The organism is Methanosarcina sp. DH2, from assembly GCF_020804225.1.
In the GTDB taxonomy this organism is placed as follows: domain Archaea; phylum Halobacteriota; class Methanosarcinia; order Methanosarcinales; family Methanosarcinaceae; genus Methanosarcina.
Map to the genome: position 1 here is coordinate 140,991 of NZ_WJBI01000005.1, position 23,410 is coordinate 164,400.

22 protein-coding genes are annotated in these 23,410 nt (G+C 41.4%); 6 read left to right on the top strand and 16 right to left on the bottom strand.

Annotated features, from left to right (window positions below; all coding sequences use genetic code 11):
* Positions 1-41: 41 nt before the first annotated feature.
* Together hdrB and hdrC are read right to left on the bottom strand one after the other, a co-directional pair.
* Positions 42-1,025 carry a CoB--CoM heterodisulfide reductase subunit B gene (gene hdrB / locus FXV91_RS09465; protein ID WP_229390339.1) on the bottom strand — a complete coding sequence of 328 codons (984 nt, stop codon included), beginning with the start codon at positions 1,023-1,025 and terminating at the stop codon, positions 42-44.
* A gap of 31 nt (positions 1,026-1,056) precedes the next feature.
* On the bottom strand, positions 1,057-1,596 hold the full coding sequence (gene hdrC, locus FXV91_RS09470) for a CoB--CoM heterodisulfide reductase subunit C (RefSeq protein ID WP_229390340.1): 540 nt from the start codon (positions 1,594-1,596) through the stop codon (positions 1,057-1,059).
* A gap of 435 nt (positions 1,597-2,031) precedes the next feature.
* Between hdrC and FXV91_RS09475 the strand changes: the two genes are divergently transcribed.
* Positions 2,032-2,241 (top strand): hypothetical protein, encoded by a 210-nt coding sequence (locus tag FXV91_RS09475; RefSeq protein ID WP_229390341.1) that lies wholly within the window; start codon positions 2,032-2,034, stop codon positions 2,239-2,241.
* 421 nt (positions 2,242-2,662) lie between these two features.
* Positions 2,663-2,923 (top strand): hypothetical protein, encoded by a 261-nt coding sequence (locus tag FXV91_RS09480; protein ID WP_229390342.1) that lies wholly within the window; start codon positions 2,663-2,665, stop codon positions 2,921-2,923.
* Between the two features lie 949 nt (positions 2,924-3,872).
* Here the strand turns inward: FXV91_RS09480 and ala are convergent.
* Positions 3,873-4,853: an alanine dehydrogenase gene (gene ala / locus FXV91_RS09485; protein WP_229390442.1), complete on the bottom strand. Its 981-nt coding sequence runs from the start codon at positions 4,851-4,853 to the stop codon at positions 3,873-3,875.
* Positions 4,854-5,078: 225 nt separating this feature from the next.
* Between ala and FXV91_RS09490 the strand changes: the two genes are divergently transcribed.
* Positions 5,079-5,780, top strand: coding sequence for a DUF434 domain-containing protein (locus tag FXV91_RS09490; RefSeq protein WP_229390343.1), 702 nt, complete (start codon positions 5,079-5,081; stop codon positions 5,778-5,780).
* Between the two features lie 235 nt (positions 5,781-6,015).
* Here FXV91_RS09490 and FXV91_RS09495 read toward each other — a convergent pair whose 3' ends face one another.
* The 6 genes from FXV91_RS09495 to FXV91_RS09520 form a co-directional block, all read right to left on the bottom strand.
* Positions 6,016-7,071: a tetratricopeptide repeat protein gene (locus FXV91_RS09495; RefSeq protein ID WP_229390344.1), complete on the bottom strand. Its 1,056-nt coding sequence runs from the start codon at positions 7,069-7,071 to the stop codon at positions 6,016-6,018.
* A gap of 546 nt (positions 7,072-7,617) precedes the next feature.
* On the bottom strand, positions 7,618-8,343 hold the full coding sequence (locus FXV91_RS09500) for a hypothetical protein (protein WP_229390345.1): 726 nt from the start codon (positions 8,341-8,343) through the stop codon (positions 7,618-7,620).
* Between the two features lie 251 nt (positions 8,344-8,594).
* A complete protein-coding gene (locus tag FXV91_RS09505) occupies positions 8,595-9,851 on the bottom strand; it encodes a YncE family protein (RefSeq protein WP_229390346.1) in 1,257 nt (418 codons plus the stop codon).
* Positions 9,852-10,218: 367 nt separating this feature from the next.
* Positions 10,219-11,430: a C39 family peptidase gene (locus FXV91_RS09510; RefSeq protein WP_229390347.1), complete on the bottom strand. Its 1,212-nt coding sequence runs from the start codon at positions 11,428-11,430 to the stop codon at positions 10,219-10,221.
* Positions 11,431-11,830: 400 nt separating this feature from the next.
* Positions 11,831-12,079, bottom strand: coding sequence for a hypothetical protein (locus FXV91_RS09515; RefSeq protein ID WP_229390348.1), 249 nt, complete (start codon positions 12,077-12,079; stop codon positions 11,831-11,833).
* Between the two features lie 234 nt (positions 12,080-12,313).
* The gene (locus FXV91_RS09520) at positions 12,314-12,667 is read right to left on the bottom strand and encodes a hypothetical protein (RefSeq protein WP_229390349.1); all 354 of its coding nucleotides are present in this window, start codon (positions 12,665-12,667) and stop codon (positions 12,314-12,316) included.
* Between the two features lie 673 nt (positions 12,668-13,340).
* Here FXV91_RS09520 and FXV91_RS09525 point away from each other — a divergent pair.
* Entirely contained in the window at positions 13,341-14,024 is a 684-nt protein-coding gene (locus FXV91_RS09525; RefSeq protein WP_229390350.1) for a metallophosphoesterase, read from the top strand.
* Between the two features lie 794 nt (positions 14,025-14,818).
* Here the strand turns inward: FXV91_RS09525 and FXV91_RS09530 are convergent.
* Positions 14,819-16,006, bottom strand: a complete 1,188-nt coding sequence (locus FXV91_RS09530) for a tetratricopeptide repeat protein (protein ID WP_229390351.1) — start codon at positions 16,004-16,006, stop codon at positions 14,819-14,821.
* A gap of 742 nt (positions 16,007-16,748) precedes the next feature.
* The gene (locus FXV91_RS09535; RefSeq protein ID WP_229390352.1) at positions 16,749-17,012 is read right to left on the bottom strand and encodes a hypothetical protein; all 264 of its coding nucleotides are present in this window, start codon (positions 17,010-17,012) and stop codon (positions 16,749-16,751) included.
* 223 nt (positions 17,013-17,235) lie between these two features.
* Here FXV91_RS09535 and FXV91_RS09540 point away from each other — a divergent pair, with 223 nt between their 5' ends.
* Positions 17,236-17,349, top strand: coding sequence for a transposase (locus tag FXV91_RS09540; protein ID WP_229390353.1), 114 nt, complete (start codon positions 17,236-17,238; stop codon positions 17,347-17,349).
* 391 nt (positions 17,350-17,740) lie between these two features.
* Here the strand turns inward: FXV91_RS09540 and FXV91_RS09545 are convergent, their stop codons facing one another.
* From FXV91_RS09545 to FXV91_RS09560, 4 genes are all read right to left on the bottom strand, one after another.
* Positions 17,741-18,034, bottom strand: a complete 294-nt coding sequence (locus FXV91_RS09545; protein ID WP_229390354.1) for an ArsR family transcriptional regulator — start codon at positions 18,032-18,034, stop codon at positions 17,741-17,743.
* Positions 18,035-18,107: 73 nt separating this feature from the next.
* On the bottom strand, positions 18,108-18,326 hold the full coding sequence (locus FXV91_RS09550; protein ID WP_229390443.1) for a hypothetical protein: 219 nt from the start codon (positions 18,324-18,326) through the stop codon (positions 18,108-18,110).
* Between the two features lie 294 nt (positions 18,327-18,620).
* Entirely contained in the window at positions 18,621-19,100 is a 480-nt protein-coding gene (locus FXV91_RS09555; protein ID WP_229390355.1) for a hypothetical protein, read from the bottom strand.
* Positions 19,101-19,242: 142 nt separating this feature from the next.
* Complete coding sequence (locus FXV91_RS09560) at positions 19,243-19,914, bottom strand: hypothetical protein (protein WP_229390356.1); 672 nt, start codon at positions 19,912-19,914, stop codon at positions 19,243-19,245.
* An 810-nt stretch (positions 19,915-20,724) separates the two neighbouring features.
* Here FXV91_RS09560 and FXV91_RS09565 point away from each other — a divergent pair.
* Positions 20,725-21,540: an alkaline phosphatase family protein gene (locus tag FXV91_RS09565; protein WP_229390357.1), complete on the top strand. Its 816-nt coding sequence runs from the start codon at positions 20,725-20,727 to the stop codon at positions 21,538-21,540.
* Positions 21,541-21,582: 42 nt separating this feature from the next.
* Here the strand turns inward: FXV91_RS09565 and FXV91_RS09570 are convergent, their stop codons facing one another.
* Positions 21,583-23,349, bottom strand: coding sequence for a PKD domain-containing protein (locus tag FXV91_RS09570; protein WP_229390358.1), 1,767 nt, complete (start codon positions 23,347-23,349; stop codon positions 21,583-21,585).
* Between the last annotated feature and the right edge of the window lie 61 nt (positions 23,350-23,410).

The following is a 23,410-nucleotide window of genomic DNA, read 5'->3' on the forward strand; positions in this document are numbered from 1 at the left end:
TGTCAGCTTTTTTCAGCTTTCACTTCAAAACGTCCTGAAACTTATGTGGGCACTCCGCCCTTTCCAAAATCTGTACCTGTACCGAGTTTTTTACCCGGAAACTTATTTTCGGCCCTTTCCCCGAGCTTTGTATAGAATTCGGTATTCTGGATGCGGTTCAAGTGAATGCCCAGTTCTTCAGGGGAATACCCGAAAGCGAGCCCGAGGAGCTGGGAATAATGCAGCACCGGGATGCTGAACTCTTTGCCCTGGAGGCCTGCAAGCTCAAACTGCCCCTGATCAAACTGAAGGTGGCAGAAAGGACAGGCGTCCACGATGCAGTCCACATCTGCTTTTTGCATGTGTTCGAGCTTTTTTTCTGTAAGTCTGAGGGCCACGTCCTGCACAGCTGAACGGGCTCCTCCCCCTGCCCCGCAACAGGCTGTTTTGTCCTCGTATTCTATACTTTGGGCTCCCGTAGCTTCTACCAGCTCGTCAAAAAAAGAAGGGTTTTCCACGCTTCCGAGTTTCCTTTCATGGGACGGTTTTATCAGGTGGCAGCCATAGTGCACTGAAACCCTGAGGTCAAGAGGTTGCGTGACTACGTCCCGGATTTTTTCGGGGCTTACTTCCCTGAAAAGATATTCTACTATATGCCTGACCTCAATCTTCCCGGAAAATCCTTTTCCGATTTCCGAAAGCTTTTCGTTGACACCGGCTTTTGCCTCGTCATCTTCTCTCAGGATCCGGTTGGTGTCTGCAAGTGTGGCATAACAGCCGTTGCACACTGTAAGGAGATCTGCATTAAGGGCTTCCGAAAGACACAGGTTTCGGCTTGCAAGGGTGAGCCAGGTCTTTTTGTCAAACGACTGAAAGACCCCTGGAGCAGGACAGCATGAAGCTCCTTCAAGTTCCTTAATGGAAATTCCAAGCCGTTCCATTACTTTCCGGGTGGCGCTTTCAATACCGGGATAACGGTTTGGGGCGATACAACCTAAAAAGAGAGAAAGGTTACGTTTTGAATTATCTGTACTGTTTTTCGTCATGTTTTTCAGCTTCTTATCGCAAATTCGTGTTTCAGGCCGGAGAAGACTGGTCAAATCCTGCAAGCCTGTCAAACCCGCAGGCTTTAACGAGCTGCCTTACTTCTTCAAGGGCCTCCGGGCAGGAGTGTACGGTTCCGGGCAGTTCATCCAGTTCAAGCTCTTTCCGCTTTTTCCTGTTCTGCTCATCAATCGGAACACCATGCCCTGTACGCATCACGGACTCAGCGATTTTTTTATGATCTGGAAGCATGAAGCCATTTTTTACGGCAATACTTCGAAGCTTAAGCATGGTGTCCACGGTTTTTACTCCTTCTGGGCATCGTTCTTGACACCTGAAGCAGGTAGTGCAGTACCAGAGGTGCTCACTGTTGAGCACGCGGTCCCGCAGCCCCATTGCAGACATGCGCAGAAGTTTTTTTATGTTGTATTGCGGTACAACATCAGTAACCGGGCAGCCTGTAGAGCAGCCCTTACAGTTAAAACACATCAGAATTTTTTCTGCTCCGGCTTCTTCTTTGATTTCTTCGAAAAAAGCAGGATCGGATTCTGAGGTTTTTATAGGGTGTTTCATAGATTCATCCCTGATACATCTCTTAGTTTTTGAGGCGAATAGACAATTTTAGGTTTTAGATAATTTTTCAAATTTTGAATAATTCCTCAAATTTCTGCCCTTTCTCGAGAAGACTCTTCTGCAATCTTGAATTGCATACATGAACCTTCATTACCCGAAAAGGAAGGTTAAACAAGCTCCTGTTCAGGAATAAGCTCAGGATGCTCGCGGGGTAATAATATAATAATATACTTAAAAGTTTCGCACATTTATCATGATAATTAATTATAAATATAGCAAACAAAAATATTTAAAAAAAGAAATACCAGTATGCTCAGGCTCATTTTACAAAAATGAAAACTAAAAAAATCAAAGGCTGAGTGAAGATAAAAGAAATATAGAGAGTAGAGATTGGAATAAGAGTGGTTCTTTTCACTGAATTCAAGAGAATAATTTATGGGCTATAGCGGTCAGCTTCACTCAAGAGAGATAAGAAAGGACAAATTTACAAATTTTGCTCCTTACAACCTTATTCGTTTTACTGAACTATTCTTGTCACGCTCGACGAAGGAGAGAGGTCTTTCAGACAAAAAAAGAAGAAAAAAGAGAATAGCTGAAAGTAAAAGCCAGAAAGTGAAAACGATAGATGAAAATAATAACGAATAGCCTCCAGATAAGCCGGCTGGGAAGCTTATATTTACCATTTACTCTCTCCTTAGACTCTGGCCGCGAGATGGAATTCCTGACTTGGCGATGAATATCCTCTCTCCCCGTCCAGTATAGACCCTGACCCCAGCACCCTTGAGATAGGTCATGCAATCGTTCCTGGTGCAGTCTTTGGGGAATGCGGCATTGAAGGCGGGAGTCTCACTGGGTTTGTTGACAGTAAAATTGCTTCTTCTCCTTACTATCTCGTGGGCTGGATCGCTTCTCACTTGTTCCGGTTGCTGGAGGTGTAGCTGATGCAAGGGATGCAGTTCAAGCTCTAATAAATGGTGACGAACTGGGAGCTGCCCTGAATGCTGCAGGTGCTTTCTCAAGCATAGTAGATGAAGGAAAAACAGGGGCAGCCGTCACCCTTTTCCTTGTGAAGTATCCTTCAAAGCTCAACGAAATCCAGAAAGTAGTGGTCCCTCTTATTAAGTACGTGCCACTCAACCAGGCTAAAAAGGTCATTTCTGATATTTTATTTGACAATGCAGCTACGAAACTGATAAATAAATATGGTGAAGCAATTATAGCTGATTTGATAGCGGTTGCCGAAAAGAACGGTAATCTGGCGAAAACTACTGGTATTGCTAAAGATGAGAACAATGTAAGGTGGTTGGAGGAAGGGGCGAGTTCATAGGGGTGGACTCATATCAAAAGCCCTCAGCGCTGGCAGCAAATCATGGATAAATTTGGACCTAAAACTCGAGCGAATTCGTTAAAACACAGAAGAAGCCTCTCCCCGAAAAAACAGTGGAGTTTCTGTTAGATGACGAAGAGCCGGACACTATTGTAATTACCAGTTTAGAGGGTGGAGCAGAAAATTTCTTGGGTATCAATAGCGAGATTGAGAAGTATTGTGGCGAAGTCAGGAAGCTGGGTGACTATCCTAATTTGAATGATTTTCAAAGGGGAAGGAGCTCTCAATATCGGGTTTGCAACTGATAAATGAGTATAAATTTGAACAGGCTCGATTTCAATCAAAGTTGAGTCTGTAATCTCTTTTTTATTTATACCCCGATACTCTTGACAACTTAGAAGAATATGAACTTGGCAGAATAGTTTAAAATCGGTTTCCGGAGTTAAGGGAAATATTCTTCTCCTGGGCTAGTGTCGTGACAATTTAATTATTGAACATAATATTTTGATAGTTTGTTATTGGTATAAAGGGATTCATAGCTTATTAGGTGATCAATAATTAAATTTCCATGACACTAGTGTCATGGCAACTTAATTAGGGGGGCATTAATATTTAGATTACCCCTCATAAGCAGTCTTTTTTCGTAATTATGATGGCTCATAAATAAATTTCCTAGACACCAGGATATTTTCTTCAGGATATTGTTTCTCTTAATTGCGGTACTGGTTCAAAATTTATTTTATAATCCGGTTGGCAGACAGGCAGGCTTCGACCCCACGTAGCGCAAGGAGAGAAAATTGAGGTATTCCCTATCTGTATTCCGTAATAGATAAACCAGTTAATCAGGAACCGCTAAAAAAATAGGAAAGGAAAAAAAAGTAGAAACAGAGCTAGAAAATTGCAAAAAATCGATACAGAAAAAGTAGAAGTGGAAAATAGGAAATAGGTTTCAGAACATGCGGACCTGTCTGCCAAGCCCCTCCCGAACAGCTCTTTCGTAGACCATGTGTGCAGTTGCAACATCCTGAATTGCAAGCCCTGTGGAATCGAAGATCGTAATCTCCTCTTCACTGGTCCTGCCGGGTTTCAGACCGACTATAACTTCTCCAAGCTGGGCATGGATATCATTCTCAGAGATATAGTGCTTGGAAAGGGGAACGTTCACTTCCCCGGAATGGAGCGCCTGTACCATATCGTCAACGACAATTTTGGAGCGGAGGAGAAGTTCGGGGTCAAGTTCTTCTTTTCCTACGGCATCTGCCCCTATTGCGTTTATATGAGTCCCTTCTTTAATCCAGCTGGCTTTTACAACTGGTTTTCTAGTAGGAGTTGTGGTAACCAGGATGTCACAGTCGCAGACCTTTTCAATGCTCTCTTCGTAATGGATTTCACAGGATACAAATTCTGACATTTCCCGAATAAACTTCTCACAGCTTTCTTTTGTCCTTGAATTGATCTTTACAATTTCGGGTTCGAAAACTTCGCAGAGGGCCTCAAGTTGGGTCCTTGCCTGGTTCCCTGCGCCTACAAGCCCGATAACTTTCGAATCTTTCCTTGCAAGGTATTTCGCGGCAATCCCTCCGGCTGCCCCTGTCCGGATATCAGTCAGGTAAGTCCCGTCCATAATTGCAACCGGAGCTCCGGTTTCAGGGGAAATAAGGATGATCAGCGCCATTACTGTAGGAAGGTCGCGCATGGGATTTCCAGGATGGACATTTACAATCTTTACACCTGTGATATCCTCTTCTTCAAGATATGCAGGCATTGTCCGCAGGTCGCCGTTGTAAGCGGTGTAATAAAGATAGGATTTAGGAGGCATCTGAACCTTGCCAAGCCCGTGCTGCCTGAAAGCTCTTTCCACTACCAGCATATCGGAATGCATATCCATAACACTTTTTACTTCTTCCTGAGCCAGCCACAATACTTCCATAACGTAACCCTCCACCGGAGCCATAGACCATCCTCACATCTTGAACGTAAGCCGACTTCCCGCTGAAAGCCATGCTTAAATTGAATAAAACCGGAATAAAAACCGGCAGACACACAGGCACATTGACTGCCGGGTAGCATAAATTGCCATTTTATTCGCGCAAATATGTATATATAACATATATCTTCACTCATTTAAAGAACTTCCTTCCTGAAAGGAGAAATTATGCAAGAGAGTTCTGCTGCTTTTCCCGGAACCGACCTGAAAGAAAAATTGCTGAAGCCTGCCAGAGATATCCGGAGTATCCTGCGCTGGGGATACCCTAAATTTGCAACCATCCGTTTTGTGGCTGATCATTCCCGGCTCAGTGTCGAAGAGCGGCATATCCTTACAAGGGTAATTATGCCTCCGGAAAAGGTAGTTTCCAGAATCAGGAAAAAAATGCCATGTGACGGCATAAGAAACAGGGATATTATTCTTGACGGTTATAACGTCTTGCTGAGCGTGGACAGTCTGTTGAAAAATGAGCTCATGTGGTTCTGTGACGACGGGTATATCAGGGACACCCGTTATTACTTCAGCAAAACGAATCAGGCTGAAGATATCGAGGAAGCCCTGGACTTAGTCCTTGAATTTCTCTCCGAAGCCCGCCCGAAGTCAGCAATCTTCCTGCTTGATTCCCAGATCAGCCGGAGCGGAGAACTTGCTGGTTTCATCCGCTACAAACTTGAAGAATACAGGATTAAGGGAGAAGCCCGGACCTCAAAAACTGCAGACTTGGACCTGAAAACCGAAGGCGGAAATCCCGAAAAAAACCTTATTGTAGCAACCTCCGACGGGATCGTAATCGATTCGGTCATTCAGGTACTCGATATCCCTGCCTGCCTGATGGAAAAAATGGAAATTGAGCCGATAAGGCTGTACTGAATCAGGGCTCTACTAACCTGAGAATATACTAACCGGATACATCAACCAGATATACTAACTGAGAATATACTAACTGAGAATATACTAACTGAAAATATACTAACTGAGAATATACTAACTGAGAATATACTAACTGAGAATGTACTAACCGGATATTCTAAACTAAGAATGTGCCTGACTGGGTAGACCAAGCTCATTAAACAGATCAGGATCATCAGGCTCGATATATTAGTAATTAATTACCAGGGACTCGTCTGGAATATTCTGCCTGCCTGTAGACCTCTTCAGCTTCCTCATACTGTCCTTTTTCTTTCAGCAAATCCCCATATCCGCACAGGCTTCCGAAATGCCCGGAATCGAGTTCAAGGGCTTTTTTGTACTGGACTTCGGCTTCGTGCCTGTGCCCGAACCTGGCAAGCAGCCTTGCATATTCGCAGTGAGCTTCCACATTACCAGGGTTAATTTTAAGCGCGTACCTGAAGTGTACCCTTGCGCCATGGACAATTCCATGCTCTGCAAGCAGGCGGGCATAAAAAATGTGAAGTTTGGAGTTTTCCGGATCTACTTTGAGAGCCTTTATATAATGTGCTTCAGCTTCAAGAGACTCCCCTTTTTCTTTAAGGAGACTGGCGTAGCGGAAATTGGACTCTACATGTCCGGGGTCAAGTTCAAGCGCCCGTATATAATGGTAGTTAGCCTCGGTTTTTTGCCCTCGCTTGTAAAGTAAAATTCCATACCCGCAGTGTGCTCCCACATGCCTCGGGTCAAGGAGAAGAGCTTTTTTGTACGCTTCTTCGGCGCCGTCCATATCCCTGAGCCTGTAAAGCAGGCAGCCGTAATTGCAGAGCGTATCAATATGGAAAGGGTGAAGCTCAAGGGCTTTTTCATACTGGACTCTTGAAGCATCAAGTTTTCCGAGCTCGGCAAGCATAGCTCCGTATCCGTAAAGAGCTTCTATATTTTCCGGGTTCTCCTCAAGCGCTTCTTCAAATTCTCTGGCAGCAAGACCTTCAAGTCCCAATAAAGAAGCTGTTTTCCCGGCCTCCATATGGGCATCTTCTCGCATTTTCCCTGAGAACAGTGAGGCACATGCCCTGGAAAACACATATTTTTCCCTGTACATCTTATCGTTGCCGAAAATAAAGGAGAGTTTCAGCAGGGTCTCCGGCGAAAGCGAGTGCTCACGTGAAAAAGAAATGACAAACTCAACGACCTCATCGAGATCACATTCATCTTCTGCAACCTTTTCGATTACATGAAAAACCAGCTTGTCTATGGCATCTATCTCCATGCCCAAAAACCTCCTGAATTAAACTTCTACAGTGAATTTATTTGGCAGGCTATAAATAAATACCCTTTTATATTCGTTTGGCTATTATACGCACAGTTGTTTGGTTTTATTTAAAAACATTATTATATTTTTAGAATACAGTATAAATAAATGTGGTTTTGCTCTATTGATTTCAAAACGAGTACGTTCAGGATTTTAAGATATGCTTATTTGTTTGCCGTCAATTGGGTGATACATCTCATTTTGCGGCTGCTGCATAACACCCACAGCACCACCCACGAATCCGCATATATACGATTTTTCTTCATCATGTAGCTTTGCAAGACCACACCAAGGTGAATCAAAAGTAGCAAATATTATAATTTTTTGAAGTCAGAATAGCATGAGATGTTAAAAATTCAATAAAAATAGATAATATGAGTTCTGAAACCTGAGGAGTAGATTCAGCAAGTAAAGCATTCGGATTAATTAGAGTATACTTGTCTGTAATAAAAACAACAGGTAATGAATCAGGAAGCCGCCTGTAAAAACAGGCGATGTTTCATATTATATATCGTACGTTCCTTCTCCTGTAAAAAGCTGACCATTTACTGTTGTCCATCCATCCTGAGATCCGGACAACTTAACTTCCATGTTTTCCCAATAGCTATTATGTAGCGCTCCTCCGATCCACCATCCATTCGTTCCACTCAAGTAGATGGAAATGCTGACGTTTGCATTCGAGGAGGTATTATAGTAGGCATATATCTTGCTGTCATAATCAAATTGCCCAGATGCCTGTGGATAAGGTCTTCTGGTGACATTATGCGTAAGGTTGTATTTGGGCATAAGAACCACTTCATTGCCCAACGGGTTCATTGTGTTTATGGTCTGGTTAGAGAATAATGTTTCGGAAAACATATTTGGACGCGGAATCTTCTTTGAATCTTTACTTCGGGTAGCGTATTTTGGCTCTATTTTCGCATTTTTTATAGAAAGCATTAATCCGTGCTCCGTATCCACCAGGGCATATTTCCATGAAGGATCATCGTCATCATTGAAACCATGCTCTATGATATCCATACCCACTGATGATGTGTTGTTTATCACTGGGAGTGGAAGATAAAGAGTAACATTGCTCAGGGTCGAGTCTGTAGTTAACTCGACATAGTAATCATAACTACTAATGCGATTCCTATCATACATTCTCTGCTTCTGGTCTTGCCACCAGAAAGACAGCAATACGACAGAAATAATTATTAATAGTACAATTATTTTGTAACGAGTCCTCATATTTCGCCACCTGATCCACTCCTGGGAAGGATCTAAATTAAACATAACTGCTTTATGGAGTTCGCCATGAGGCTTTAAGTTATGATAATTTAAACGGGATAAGAAAATAGTAATAGAAGGTAATTTATTCGATCCGGGTAATGATACAAATTACAAATTTTCCTCTCAAGCACGTTGTTTTACGAAAAAGCAATTACATATTTTAATCTGCAATTTAAATATGTGCTCAATCTGATTATCCAAGTTCTGCATTATTTTTTTCTGAACTTCCATCCACCGCCCAGGCAGACCAAGCTTCCCAATAATCCGAAGCCTGGAGTAGAGTTATTTTTGCTCGATTCATTCTCACCTGAGCGATTACCGTTATCGGATTCAGAAATATTATTGTTTAAATTATTGGATTCGACAACGTTTTTTTCTTCTGAGGATGATAAGTTAGTTTTTTCAATTCCTGCATCTTCAGTTGCATTGGAGGTTGCCTTTACGCCTTGATCAGTCATATCAGAATCTAAAATAGGCCCAATGGCAACTTTAGTAGGATAGTTTATAGTATATTTTCCTGAATTCACAGTCGCTGTAACTTTGTTTGTTGTCGTGTCAATTACGGAGACATTGTCGCTCTCGGCGTTTGTCACATATACCTTTGTTCCATCTGGGGTGATTGCAACTCCTAAAGGAATAATTCCTACAGGCACAGTGGCTGTAACATTGTTAGTTGTTGTATCAATTACAGAAATATTGTTGCTGCGAAAATTCGCCACATATGCCTTTTTTCCATCAGGACTAACTGCAATATCACTAGACCCATCTCCTACGAGTATGGTGGCTGTAACAGTGTCAGTTGCTGTATCAATTATAGAAACATTATTGCTGCGTGAATTAGTCACATACACTTTATTTCCATCTGGAGTGACTGCAACTTCATAAGGACTGTCTCCTACAGGTATAGTGGCTGTAACTTTGTTTGTAATCGCATCAATTACAGAAGTAGTGTTGTTGAAACTGTTAGTGACATAGATTTTCTTCCCATCCGGTGTAAATGCAACGTTATGAGAACTCAGCCCCACATTAACTGTATCTATAACAGTGTTTGTGGCTGTGTCAATTACAGAGATATTGGTGCTGTCACGATCTGTCACATAAACCCTTGTTCCTGCAGGGTTAACTGCAACTTCCAAAGGATAACTTCCTACATCCACTGTGGCACTAACCTTATTTGTCGCTATGTCAATTACCGAGATAGTTGGATTGAATCCTGGAGTTGCCACATATACCTTTGTTCCTGCAGGGTTGACTGCAATATCTCTAGGCCAGCCTTCTACAGGCACCAAGGCTGTAAGATTATTAGTTGCTGTGTCGATTACAAAAACAGTTTCAGTGTCGACTCCAGGACTCGTTACATATGCAAATGGAGTTGCACCTGCTATGCCCACCAGTATTAAAATCGCAAGTGCAGTTATTTCAAAAGCTCTTATGAGGGTATATCCTCTGCGTGCTTTATTAGACATTGCTGCAGATGGAAGTGGAATAGAAAAAGGGTCAATCGATATCGTTGATATATTTTTACTTTTCATCTTTTGTCCTCAAGCAATGTTTGTCTTTTATGCCAGTGCCATTATCAAAAAATTTAGGCTTCGAATATTTTTTCTATTTTTTTTAATTTAAGCCAATTTCAGGATAAAAACAAAAGAGTTACAAGATGAAATAATTTCAGAATAAAATATTTTTTAATACCTATTAGCATTTGTATCCTGAATTTAACAAACATATAAAGAATAAAGAGAAGTTTGATAAACCTCATTTTTTGGCTGGTCATATATAAAGTGTATTCTGCAACTGTTGAAACAGAGGTTTATCAAACTTCTCTGAGAAATTTTAGCGTATGTATATGCGTTCTTTTTCTAGACTGGAGCCTAATTCAATTTTTGGCGTACCATTAGACCCTTCAGGCATTGGATCATTAATATATATATAGAAATATCCGTTTTGAATTAAGTATCCTTCACAAACTCGAAAATGGTTTGGATTTGTAATCATACTGAAAAAAGGTCTATGCCTGTCAATCTCTGTAACAATTTCCGAATTAGTCATACTATTATCTATAGTTCCCGTTTTTCCCCATTTATCTTTAGCCCATTTTACTATGTCAGCAGGTGCGAGTCCAGAACGGGGTTCCGGATCTCCCCAAGGGAAATAGTAATAAATGGAGTACTGTGTCGGGGTTGGATATCCATAGTATAGAGAAATCATTTGGATACATGCTGGACCACACCAATATTCATTTTCTTGTCCACGGCAGGGAACACCAAGTCTTACACTTGTTGAAGCCGTTATCGCTGCATCGCCACTGAGTTTTTTAATATTCTCTTCAGTGACTGCCGCATTAATATTAACTCCCTTATTAGCCGCTGCTTGTTCTATAGATTTTGTGAGTTGATCACTTTTCTCCCATTCCTTTAAATTCTCTTCCACTCCATTCTCCAATATCATCTCATACATCGACCAAACACCAAACTTGGTTTCAGTTGCAGGTTTATCTTGTACTTCTTTGAGGGTGTATGCGTCTACAAATATCCTATGCTCAGTTCCAGTGGTTTTGTCTTTTACTACGGTCATTGCCCCTATACTTGGATAGCTGTATACAACCATTTTAGTTGATTTGATTTCCCCATCTGGATATTCATTTTTGGCGATTTCTTTTGACTTCTTCATGGCTTCAGCCGCTTTATAGGGTTCAGGATCAAATGCAATGTCATTGAACGAATTTCCCAGAGTTTTATTGGCATAAATGTCAATTGTACCTATCAATTTTTTTTCTTTATAGACTGAAAACTGATAAAATAACTTATGACCATTTATATCATAAAGCTCAACTGGTTTGGGATCGATAGATGCCCCTGTCCAGTTTTCAAAGCCTGGTGCATCAGCTGCTATGAAACTTATCATGTTCGCATTAGCATGTTTAAACGCTTCCTCGGCAGTTACAGAATATTTATCCTCTTCCTGTGCACTTGCAGCTGGTATCAACGCCATACCAACCAGCATTACCAAAAGAAGTATGCTTATCGTAATTTTGTTTCTACTCATTCGTCTAACTCCTAAGTTATTTTTCCCCAGGAGGCAGAGTCAGGCAAGCTTAAATACAGACAAAGCTAACATAACTCATGCCTTTAGGCGTATTTTGCGGAGTTCGGGCGGTACCTGGAAAGCACTTCTGAACTCCATAAATCACTCTTATCTAACTCCTTATAAGTTTTCTGGCCATATCATCAAACTATCTGTTTTTCATACCTGTTTTGAATCTGAAGTTATTCCCTGATCATTGATTGTTTGATGTTCTGGAGAGAGACTATATATGAATGCTCGATTGCAATCATATTTTGTATTTTTATAAAAATTAAAAGTAACACAAAATAAAATCCACTAAACCAATACTTGTATTGGTTTATAGTATTCTTGAACTACTTTGCAGCCCCTGACTGCGAGATCATGTACAGGCGGCTGGTACGATTCTCCACTTTTCCCCACAGAGCCTGTAATAATCATTCCATTTATTAAGTGCATTCAGGTAGATGGAAATGCCGACATTTGCATTCGAGGAGGTTTCATAGGAAGCATACATCCGGCTTTCATAATCAAATTGATCAGAAGTCCGTGAATAAGCTCTGTTGGCGTTGATATTATGCGTAAGATTGTATTTGGGAATGAGAACCATTTCGCTGCCCAGTGGATTCATTGTGTCTATGGTCTGGTTAGAGAATATTAGCTATATTAAATCATTAGAATAAATTAGAAAAGATGGTCTCAAAAAATAGGTGCCAGGAGAAGCAGGAAAGGTAAGAACAGAAAAACAGTCCGGAAAGTTATCTTTCACTATTCTCGTCATGTACCTCACGAGTTCTGGACCGACCTACCAGCCAGATAAAGTAACAAATTGAAAGTCAGTGCCGCAAATATCCGGGCAACTTTATTAAACCCTGTTCACATGCAAACTGTACCTTGTCTCAACATCATACATGCCCTCGAGCTCTTCTTCGGTCAGGAAACCTTTCTCTATTAGCTTACTGAGAGTCTTTCTGTCAACTGATTCGACCATATCCCAGAGTTCCCGCTCCTGAAGATAAGGCTTTAACTTGCGGACGCGCCAGAGTTTCCAATCCACCCTGTGCCGCCTGAGCTCCACATTTCCTATTCTCATGACATCAATACCTTTCTCCTTGAAGGTATTCATAATGCGGTTTCTAAGCTCTTCCCGTCTCTTTTCAAGAGTAGATATTGCAGAGACAAGCTCATCATACTCAAGCACAACATCGGTAAGATCCATCTCTTCAGGATCCTGCTCACTGATATCAAGTTCTATTGTCTCACGCCCCCATTCTTATCCTTAAACTTCGAATATCTCTTTTTCTCTAATTTTTCGCTCACTCTTTATTCTTTAAGATTTTTCCTGCTTTCGGTCTTTTTTCTTGCTGTCTTCGGTCTTGCTGTCTTTGGTCTTGCTTTATGACTTTCCGCTTGAACCGATGTTTCCTGTTTTAGTATATGCAGGTAATCAGGTTTATAGGTGTACATTCCTGCAGGAATATATCCGATACTTTCCTTGGCTTAAATATTATTACATAGTTTGAGGCTACAGTTTGAGAAGCTGATTAACACCTTGATTTTAGATTCCGGCATTTTTAAGCTTGTGCTTCAATGCCCATTTTTTTTCCATCGGATAAGAGCTGCATACTTACCTTTGCAGACTGATCTTCCTGTGGGTCCGGCTCAGAAATGCTTATCGAGTAAAAGCCCCTCTTATCTCATAAGAAAACCTTCAGTAGGCAGTCTTTAAAGCCTCTTCAGACTTATTTAGGGATTATCGGGGTGGTTCCATAACATCAGTAAATGACCTTGAGAAAGCAAGAACAAAAGAAGAACTGAGCCTTCTCCTTCCGGGGATAAATAACGTACTGGAGTCCGAACCTGCTGTACTCCGGATTGATTCTGAGTCAATCATGCTTGTCGGGGATATCCATGGGGATCTTGATGCCCTTGACTTTGTAATAAGGATGAGAGAAGAACTTAGCTGCAAACACATGCTTTTCCTGGGAGATTATGTGGACCGCGGGATGCAGGGCACAGAAGTTCTTATAAAGCTTTTCCGGCTGAAACTTGAGGAGCCTCAGAATATTTTCCTGCTCAGAGGAAACCATGAAACCTCGGATATGAACATATATTACGGTTTTTTTGAGGAAATCGGGTTTGACCAGGGTTTTCTCCTGAATATTAGCAGGACATACGACAGGCTACCGGTAGCAACAGTACTCTCGGGGCATACCTTCTGCGTGCACGGAGGAATAAACGGAATCGAAAGTGTTGATACCATTACAAAAGAAGACGCTTTTCCCTACCTCTGGAATGATCCCTCGAGACTTCCGGGGCTGAGCATTTCATCAAGAGGCTCTACAGTTAAGGGATTCGGGCCTGATATTGTTGACGGTTTTTTAGAAACAAATGGTTTGAAAAGAATTGTAAGAGGACACACAGCTCTTAAAACCGGATATGAATGGTGGTTCAACGGTAAACTGCTTTCTCTTTTTTCCTGTCCGGACTATGTGGGACTTGGAAACGATGCTGCTTTTGCCTTTATTGAAAAAGGGAAGCTAAGAATAATTAACTTTGGAAACCAGCCTCAGTAAAGCAGAAAATTTAGCTTGAGTAAGTAAAGATACAGCCTGGTGAACTACCGCTAGGCTAAAGACCTAGCGGCTTCCTGCTTCATACCTCGGAGCAACCTCCACAAGTCCACAGGCTCTACCCGAAGTCCCTTCGGTGAAATGGAATATGAGTGTGATATACTTGAGATGCTTATAGCTACCGTCTTTCCACGGCTTAATCCCAATCCCCTCAGGATGATTCTTGCCCTGTTATCCAACTCCCCGATGTTCAAACGTTACCTCACTTGGTTTTCGCTTTGTAACTTGGCAACATTCTTATGGACTGTGAGGTTGTGGTGACAGCAAAATCTAATATCAAATAAGGTTTGAAAATATTTAATAATTTGTATAATCAACAACTGTTAACAATTTGGAAGTTGACGCTTATATCCCACGAAGCTAAAGACTTCGGGGTTTTACGCTTCTTCCTATAAAGCAAAAATTAGTTAAAATAGAATAAAAATCGTTCCAGCCTGAGTCACTACTCCAGACTGGAGTTTTTATTATAGTGCCGGATCATTAATCTTTTTTATCTGAGAGCTTTTTTATCTGAGAGCTTTTTTATCTGAAGCAAAAAATATAAAAAGTTAGAATTTAAAGACGGATGTCGGATTGATGCCGTGGACATATGTTTTCCAGGATATCAAGAGATGCTTTTGAATGCCTGGATTTTTCAGTTAGATTTGTGGATTCGGACTATGGATTGTACTTGCCGGTTAAACCTTTGATTGATTGCATTGCTGTTAATTTTTAGATTATATATTCTGGTTAACTCCTTAGTCCAGAATAATCCAGGTTTCTGTCATTTTGCTCCCTATATCCGGATCGAGCTGCATTGCTTTCATATACTGCATTTTAGCTTCGTCAAAACGCCTCATTTTTCTCAAAAGCAGTCCGTAGCTGTAGTGGAGCGGAGGATAATAAGGATTGAGGACAAGTGCTTTTTTGTATTCTTCCTCTGCTTCGGGTAAGCGCCCAAGTTCCGAAAGAAGGTTTCCGTAGCTGTAATGTCCTTCAGCGCTTTCCGGGTCAAGACTGAGAGCTTTTTTGTATTCCATTTCAGCTTCATACCTTCTTCCGAAGCGGGCAAGGAGATTTGCATAATTGGAATGGACTTTTGCATCGTTCTGGTCAAGGGCAAGGGCTTCCATGTACTGTTCTTCAGCTTCTGAAACTCTGCCTTCCCTTGCAAGAAGGTTCCCGTAGTTGAAAAGAGTTCTCCTGTGCCTGGGGTTAAGGGAAAGAGCCGTCCTGTACTCAACTTCAGCTTCTGAAGAGCGGCCCAGGAAGGAGAGCAAAACGCCAAAGTTGTGGTGGAGGCTCGGGTCTTCAGGGTCAAGTTTCATTGCAAGCCTGTACTCTTTCTCGGCATCTCTGAGCCTTCCAAGCTCAAAAAGCAGGTTTGCATACCCACCTCTTGCAGGGACATAATCCGGGTTACCATCAAGTGCTCTCGAGTAACATTCCTCTGCCTCTGTCAAATATCCGTATTCAGCCAGAAGATAAGCGTACCCGGCATTTGCCTTTACATTTTCAGGAGAGGTTCTAAGTACGGTTTTATATTCATTTTCTGCTTCCTGAATCCTTCCGAGCTCTAAGAGAAGTTCAGCGTAAGCGCACCTTACATCTGCATTTTCAGGGTTTTCGTTCAGAACTTCGCAATAGCTTGCTTCGGCTTCGGGGGAAAAGCCCAGTACGTGTGCTGCAGTACCGAGTGCATAGCAGGAATCTTCACGGAGCTTTCCGGAAGCCTGCATTAAGCAGACTTTTGCAAAAACATATTCTTCCAGATGCATTTTTTGCTGCCTGCATGCGTTAGAAAGGTCAAGCAAGAGTTTTGGGGGAAAAGATTTTTCTTTTGAGCTTTCCAGAGCAAAATCGGCTGCGCAGGATAGGTTTTTCTGGTCAGATCCGATTATTCCTATTACCTCGTACATAAAGTCATCAATAGCATCAAAGTCCATATATCCGGCACCTCAGAAAAGTGAGTGTTTTAGATAGGGGGATTGTCAGTGTAACATCCGGAGTATAGTTTTACGTTTAATTGAATATATTAGTGAGTGAATAGTGCGTAAGACTATTTGACATAACATTAGTGTTTGAATAGTGCATAAGAGAACCAGTATAATATTACAATAATCATATAACACCTTATCCCTTTATAACGCAAAATAAAACAGTCAGTTGGATTGAACGACACCGTTTTCCTAATAAAATAAGTTCGGTAGGATAAAAATCAAGCGAGGTAAGGTAGGAGAAGCGATAAAAATAAATGTTTGTACATAAAAACATAAAAAATGATACGATGAACTGAAAAGAAAAAGCGAAAAATAGATTAATAAAAATACGAATGGAAAAGAAAAGCATATCGAATAATAGTATTAGAAAGAGGAGAAAGGAATTAAAAAATTTCGAATAAAGCATAAATCAAACATTGAAAAATAACTGTTAGTAGTAAGATATTGACAATAATCATTTTAAATTATCGGGTCGAAAAACAGTTTTAGATTTCAAAAATTACAGATCATTTCAAAAGAGAAACTGATAGGATGAAAATAAGATGAAAGTAAGAGGAAAAATATGAGAAAAAACGAGACAAATTACTGAAATGAAGGAAGACTCAACAAGGAAAGCAGCTGAGAATGCGGAAAATAAACAAATATACCTCAAAAAGCAAATCTGTTAGAAAATGAACCTCACAACGGTTTAGCTCTTCTTTTTCTCAGATACGGATTCCGAGTTCGATCTCGAGCCCAGTGACAATCCCATGACCAGCCCTGCACCAGCTCCCATTGACATCCCGAGAACCAGTCCTGTAACCTGGGAACCCATTGCAGGACCAAGGACAAAGTTCCCAAACAATATCCCGAGTGTCACACCAGCTCCAATTCCGGCAGGCATCCATCTTCCCTGAGGCTGTTCTCTTTTCTCGCTTTTTACTTCTTTTTTCATGCTTTTTGTTTCTTTCATTTCTCTCGCTTATTCCATTCTTTACATTCTCCAGTTAATCCATTCTCTAGTTTATCTATTCTCTAGTTTATCTATTCTCTAGTTTATTTATTCTCTAATTTATCTATTTTCTAGTGCTTCGATTCCAAAATAAATCCCTTATTTAGTGGAAAAATTGGTGACCATTGTATATATTCAAACTTCAACTTTTGTGAACATACTTCGGAATCGCAATACTAGTGTCATGAAAACTTCATCAAAGACCTGTAACGTTTGTGGATACAAATATCAAGATCTAACTGAAAAAATAAGAGAGTGGCAGTGTCCCGATTGCGGAATTAACCACGATCGTGGTTAATTCCGCTATTAACATCAAAAAATTTGCACTCTTGGGACAAGAGGTAGAGCCTGTGGACTCGCAGAGGTTGCTCTGGAGAATGAAGCAGGAAGCACCTCCCTCAAAAGCTTGAGCCATTAGGCCAGAGCTTTAGGGAGGGGTAGTTCACCTATCATAGAAGGAAATCAAGCAGCCTGCAACGACAGAAGGAAGTCAAGCAGCCCGCAACGACAGAAGCAGTTATAGAGGAAAATACTTACGATGTTTAAAAGAATGCAAGCCAATTAACCCGGAGGCACACGGTGTAAAAAAATCAAGAAGTGTAAAATGGGCCTACAGAATAAAGTAAGTCAATATCAAGAGGGCCAGTGTAACTGCTTTCAGCTAAGTTCAATGCAGATGTTTTGAAAATTCATTCGAAAAGCTTCTTTATATCATCCATTGAGAGAGAAACATCAAATTCTTTAAGCTTGAAAAACTTCTTTGCTCGCATATCATCGTCTTCGAGCCTGAGGTCGCTTTCAACAAATCCGGCTTTTTCCAGGCGTTTTAAATGCAGGTTTACTACCTGTCTCGAGAGGTCCAGATCCTTGGCGAGCTCGTATACATACCTCTCTCTCTCAGCCAGCAGGTAAAGTAGTTTTAGCCTTACAGGATGGGAGAGGGCTTCGCCAATTTCCACTATTTGCTGAAGTGATTTTTCCACCTGGTGCACCCTCATTATTATATAATTTCCTGATCTGGAATAATCCTGGAAGTCATTTCAAGGATATTAAGTTTCAGATTTCTTCCAGTTTGGATTTTATATCTTCAACTGTTTTTTTGATTTCTTCAATGTCTTTTTCAATCTTAACAAGCCGCTCGTTATCTTTGGGAGCCGTATAACCTGCCCTATTAAGCATTACTATGACTACGCCTACAATGAGAAGGATAACAAGAAGGTTCAGGAAAAAGCCCCAGAAAGAGCCATACCCCATGCCGTACCCCATACCATTCAAACCATTCACCTCGCGGAAACCAGATTTTTTATTTTATCCGTTTCTTATCCGTTTTCTTATCTGTTTTCTTATCTGTTTTCTTATCCGTTAATTCTTATCCGTTTTTCATACTTTTTTCCTTATTCTATCGATTCTCCTCAGATACTGATTTCAACCATAATTATAAAAAATGTCCGCTAGAGGGAGTCTGATATATAAAGATGAATATAAATATACGAAAAACTTAAGGAGCAACCTGAGGGGTTAAACCTGAGAGGTTAAAACAAATAAAAAAGGATGGTTTATGGTCGGAGTTTAGTTGCCATATCCCATACAGTATCCGGGGCCTCGAGCATATCCGGAACCACGGGCAAACCTGCCGCTTGTCTGAGGTCCTGCAGGAACGCTGTATCCGGTAAATACCTCACCGGTCACTGCATCAATTCTTGCCTGCGTGTAAACTCCGCTTTCATCCTCATAATAGACAATCCACCAGCGGCCCATCTGATATATGTCATCCTTGGAAACGTCATCATCAATTTCTGCCCTGGCTATTTCGAAAGCCTCATCTATGGTTTCAACTTCAAGTTCTACGGTTTCATCTGCGTTGTAGTAAGGGCAATAAGAGAAATTGCCTGCACTATACCCTGAGTCTGTATATCTGGCAGCCCACCTGTGCATGGGTCCAGAGCCGTAGTTCCTTGCATCATCCGAAGCAACTGCACTGACAACAAATGCCCCGAATGTGCCTATTAGCAGTAGGCCCAGGAGAATTGATATTATACTTTTCTTCATTTTTTCACCCTCAATTTTTTACTTTCTTTTCCCGATCTACCTGAGTAGACCGTACTCGCACCATATGTAGTATAATCACTACATATGTAGTCCTTATACGGATATATAATTTACGATCACTACTGCTATTTTTTCTTGAAATTTAGCGGTACTTCTCATTTAACCATCCAATGAGTGGCGGAACCCAGCAGAGATTTGCAGCAATAGTCTCAAGGGCTGTGAAAGTCTGTGTTGTAGGGCTGAAACCCATAATTCTTGCTCCAAGCAATCCAAGCGGGACAATTGTGATTACAAAAAGACTTGCCAGCATAACCGGGTGATGGACATATCTGGAAAAGCCGGCTCTCCATGACCCTTCGGCACGTTTGAGGAAGAGCATGCCTGAAATATTGGCTCCTATCTGATCACTGAGGGCATAGAAATATGGAATGTAGAAGCCTTCAACTCCATAAACATCGACCCCAGCCAGCCGGCTCCCGAAGTCGATTATCCAGGGAAAGGCAATCCCGAAGAACTTACCCCAGCCGTAGGCTTCTGCCATGCTCCCTTCAGCCTTCCTGAGGCGCTGACGGATAGAAAAGATCCCTTCAAAAATGCTCTCCCCTTCCCCTGCAAGAGTCCTGACAAGCCACTGCCCCACAGGGCTCCGCTGGTAGCCCTGAAAGTCCAGAAAAATCCCTGCAAGAAGTCCTAAAACATATCCTGGAATTGTATACTTTATAAGTTCGGAGAACTCTTCGCCTTCTTCAGGAAATTCTCCCTCCGGGAATTTTTCAGGAGATTCTTCAGAAAACTCTTCATTTTTTACGCCCATTTTATTCTATCCTCAAACTTATTTCCTCCAATCCAGAGTATTTTGATATTCTCTTATTAACTGATTGCTATTATTCCTTGATATCTAAAATGGTGCCTTGATAGTCATTTATTTTGCGTCTCATTAGACTGCAATCTATCTGTTAACCGGGAAAAAACAGCTCCCGAATGCGGTATTGTCCAGAAACAATCCTTCTGGTCCCGAAAGCCGTTATTTAATCCAGCTTTATAAAGTGCCTTTATCAGCCTATCTGGCAGCCTGTCAAAAAAAAGGAAATAAAATAGACATGAAAAAAGCTTGCAGAAAAAAACAATCTCTTTGCTTTCTTCTTTTTCTTCTTTTTTATGGGAAAAGCCACTCTCCTTCATCGAGCGTGACAGGAACGACTAAGTTTGGTGAATAAGGTTGTACCATTCAGAAATAAGGTTGTACCAGTCAGAAATAAGGTTGTACGAGTCCGAAATATTTGTAATTTAGTCCTTTTTCAGGACTCTTAAGAAAAGCTCACTCTAAAATTCATAAATTAGTCCTCTTGAGCGAAACGAAGTGGAGCGAAAAGGACAGCGCACTGCAGAGCCGCAACTCTGCCGTGACAAAAATAGTTAGTTACAGTGAATAGGCTGTACTGGTTAGAAATATTTAGAATTCAGTCATTTTCAGTAAAGTTCACTACTATAAACCATAAATTAGTCCTCTTGAGCGAAACGGAGTGGAGCGAAAAGGACCGCGTACTCCCGAGGCGCAATTCGGGCGAGGCACAATTCGGGAAACGAATATAAACTGTCATACCAGATAATACAAGGGAGAGATATGAAAGTTTTAGAATGCAGCACTATTGATATTGCGCCTACAATCTCGAGATTGTTGAAAGTTCCTATGGTTCCGCCGTCGGGAAGGCCAATCCGTGAAGTCGAAAATTATGCAAAGGAAAGAGGCTGCAAAAGAGCAGTAATTATAGTAGTTGACAGCCTTGGCTACTCTCTTTATTGGCACCTTTCTCCGGTAATGAAAAATTTGCATGAAATTGTCGAAAAAGGTCTTTTGTTTAAGTGCAGATCTCCGGCAACTATCACATCTCCTGCAATCGCTTCAATCTTTACGGGCTATCTCCCTGAAGAGCATAATATTTACTCAACAGCAGACATCTATGCTCAAACAGCGAAAGATTCTGAAAATCCAAGGCTGAAAAGCATCATGGAATGGGCTTACAGGGCAGGAATGAAAGCTTCGGCTGTGATAGAGTCCGAAGGAGCCGAGAGTTTTAGGGGTAGAATAAAAGACTTCTATGGGGTTCCTAACTCCGAAGATATACTTGATTATGACCGCCAGATAACAGAGTATGCTTTACATGCTCTCAGGGAAAAGCCCGATATCCTGTCCGTACATCTTAGAGCCCTTGACCGTTACTCTCACAGGGTAGAGACCTGGAAAGAAATGAAAAAAGCCGCAAAAGCCATCGATAAAAATCTTGAAGAGATCTTTCAAAATGCAGAAGAAGGTACAATTTTCTTTATATGCGGGGACCATGCTGTTCACGGTGGAAAAAAATGGTTAAAAAACGCCACGCACGAAGAAATCAAAAACCATGAAGATAACTGTGTTGCCCTTATCGTGGGTTGCTGTTGATAATGTCAGCTCCTTTCCTCAGGTTTCTTTCTTCACGGGACGTCATTCTCGTTTCCTTCTGCTTCTTTTCAGCACGGAAATCATGAAAACTATCCCGGCAAGTCCAATAAACGATGGAATCCATGGGGTGATTCTCTTCTCCATTCCAGGCAAGGAATCCTCTACAGACCCGGACAAGGAATTCCCTGCAGACCCGGGTAAGGGATCATCTACAAAATCTTCGATATTTTTCTGAACCTTGAGGGTTTCGTTTTCCAGGGAAAGTCTAGTTTCCATAAGAATCTTTGAGCTGGCAGTTGAAACAACGGAATCTTTTATAGATTCAAGTTCCTCTCTGTTGATAATCCTTACACTACCTGTCTTCTCGCCTTCGATTTTAGAGTTTGATTCTGAGTTTTCAGTTGCTTCTGCATCAATACTATCGACATCTGTGGGTTCACCAGTATTGCTGGTATACATTGTAACGGAGTTTCTTGTAATGGAGTTTTTCAGACCACCTGTATTTTGTGTATTAGCAATAACTTCCGGGTCACCAATACTTTCTGTTGCATCTGTTCTGTTCTCTTCTGCACTAGATATGTCGTTTTTATTTGAGATACTATCCACATTTGCAGAGTTTTCCGTTCCATCCGAACTCCCTGTATCGTCGGCAGCCTCAACCTCTCCCTTGCCAGCTTTCAGGACGGTTATGACTACAGATGTCGAAGAGGTTCCGTTTTCATTTATAGCTTCAAGGGAGATAGTATAATTTCCGGGACAACAGAAAACATGCTCAGGTTCTGAACAGCAGGATGTCTTGCCGTCCCCAAAGTTCCACGTAACGCAATCTGCGTTCTCGGAAATATCAACAAATTTTATGACAAGGGGAACGTGTCCGCCTGTGGTGTTATAAATAAATTGAGCTTTAGGAAGTATAGGACCGGACATTTCTGAGGTGTTTATAACATATATGGTTATAGATGCTGAATCACTACCGTTCTTGTTGCTGGCAGTAAGAGAAACTACATACTCTCCCGCACTTGAATAAGTATGCACAGGATTCGGATAGCTTGAAACTTTTCCGTCCCCGAAGTCCCATAACCGGGATGTGGCATTTTTGGAAAAGTCCTTAAACCTGACAGAGAAAGGGGCATAGCCTTCTGTCACATCTGAAGTGAAACGCGCTCTAGGCAGTATCGGAGGAGCTGGAGCGTATTTCATTAAAGGCATGTAATCCATACTTCCGGCTTCAGAGTTAACGGCATATGCAGAATCCCCTATACCGTCTTCGTTTTCATCCGTTCCTTCATAATCACTCCAATAATTGCCTGTACTCCCATTCCAGACGTTGAACTTATAGTCCCTGGCATTATCTTCGTTGTCGAAGTAATTGCCGTGGATTACGTTATTAGAAGAAGCCAGCAGTTTGATACCACAGTCCAGGTTTGAATATATCATATTGTTACTCAACAGGTTATTTCTGGAGTTGAACAGGTAAATTCCTGCTTCCTGGTTTGAAATTTTGTTCCCGCTTATGGTGCAGTTTTCAGCATTATTAAGGAAAATTCCACATCTACCTTCAACTATCGAAAAACCGCTGACCTTTACATTACTGGTAACTATTTCAAAAATATAACTTCCCTGGGTCTCCCCCAAAACAAAGGTATCATCAGGATTCCCGGATGCCGACTTTATAGTTAAATTTTCTTTGTTAACGTGGATACTTTCATTAAATTTCCCAGGTTCTACAAGGATAATATCTCCAGGAAACGATTCGTCTACTGCATCCTGGATGGATTCCCCTGGCCAAACACGAAATTCCGACGCCATTCCAGTCTCAGAAACTGAAATCAAAATTAATATTGCCAGTAAAAAGCAGGTTCGCCTGAAA

Bases quoted from the DNA above. Each gene is read 5' to 3' on its own strand.
- hdrB (WP_229390339.1), bottom strand. From the start codon at position 1,025: ATGACGAAAAACAGTACAGATAATTCAAAACGTAACCTTTCTCTCTTT.
- hdrC (WP_229390340.1), bottom strand. From the start codon at position 1,596: ATGAAACACCCTATAAAAACCTCAGAATCCGATCCTGCTTTTTTCGAA.
- FXV91_RS09475 (WP_229390341.1), top strand. From the start codon at position 2,032: ATGGGCTATAGCGGTCAGCTTCACTCAAGAGAGATAAGAAAGGACAAA.
- ala (WP_229390442.1), bottom strand. From the start codon at position 4,853: ATGGAAGTATTGTGGCTGGCTCAGGAAGAAGTAAAAAGTGTTATGGAT.
- FXV91_RS09490 (WP_229390343.1), top strand. From the start codon at position 5,079: ATGCAAGAGAGTTCTGCTGCTTTTCCCGGAACCGACCTGAAAGAAAAA.
- FXV91_RS09495 (WP_229390344.1), bottom strand. From the start codon at position 7,071: ATGGAGATAGATGCCATAGACAAGCTGGTTTTTCATGTAATCGAAAAG.
- FXV91_RS09500 (WP_229390345.1), bottom strand. From the start codon at position 8,343: ATGAGGACTCGTTACAAAATAATTGTACTATTAATAATTATTTCTGTC.
- FXV91_RS09505 (WP_229390346.1), bottom strand. From the start codon at position 9,851: ATGTCTAATAAAGCACGCAGAGGATATACCCTCATAAGAGCTTTTGAA.
- FXV91_RS09510 (WP_229390347.1), bottom strand. From the start codon at position 11,430: ATGAGTAGAAACAAAATTACGATAAGCATACTTCTTTTGGTAATGCTG.
- FXV91_RS09515 (WP_229390348.1), bottom strand. From the start codon at position 12,079: ATGAATCCACTGGGCAGCGAAATGGTTCTCATTCCCAAATACAATCTT.
- FXV91_RS09520 (WP_229390349.1), bottom strand. From the start codon at position 12,667: ATGGATCTTACCGATGTTGTGCTTGAGTATGATGAGCTTGTCTCTGCA.
- FXV91_RS09525 (WP_229390350.1), top strand. From the start codon at position 13,341: ATGCTTGTCGGGGATATCCATGGGGATCTTGATGCCCTTGACTTTGTA.
- FXV91_RS09530 (WP_229390351.1), bottom strand. From the start codon at position 16,006: ATGGACTTTGATGCTATTGATGACTTTATGTACGAGGTAATAGGAATA.
- FXV91_RS09535 (WP_229390352.1), bottom strand. From the start codon at position 17,012: ATGAAAGAAACAAAAAGCATGAAAAAAGAAGTAAAAAGCGAGAAAAGA.
- FXV91_RS09540 (WP_229390353.1), top strand. From the start codon at position 17,236: ATGAAAACTTCATCAAAGACCTGTAACGTTTGTGGATACAAATATCAA.
- FXV91_RS09555 (WP_229390355.1), bottom strand. From the start codon at position 19,100: ATGAAGAAAAGTATAATATCAATTCTCCTGGGCCTACTGCTAATAGGC.
- FXV91_RS09560 (WP_229390356.1), bottom strand. From the start codon at position 19,914: ATGGGCGTAAAAAATGAAGAGTTTTCTGAAGAATCTCCTGAAAAATTC.
- FXV91_RS09565 (WP_229390357.1), top strand. From the start codon at position 20,725: ATGAAAGTTTTAGAATGCAGCACTATTGATATTGCGCCTACAATCTCG.
- FXV91_RS09570 (WP_229390358.1), bottom strand. From the start codon at position 23,349: ATGGCGTCGGAATTTCGTGTTTGGCCAGGGGAATCCATCCAGGATGCA.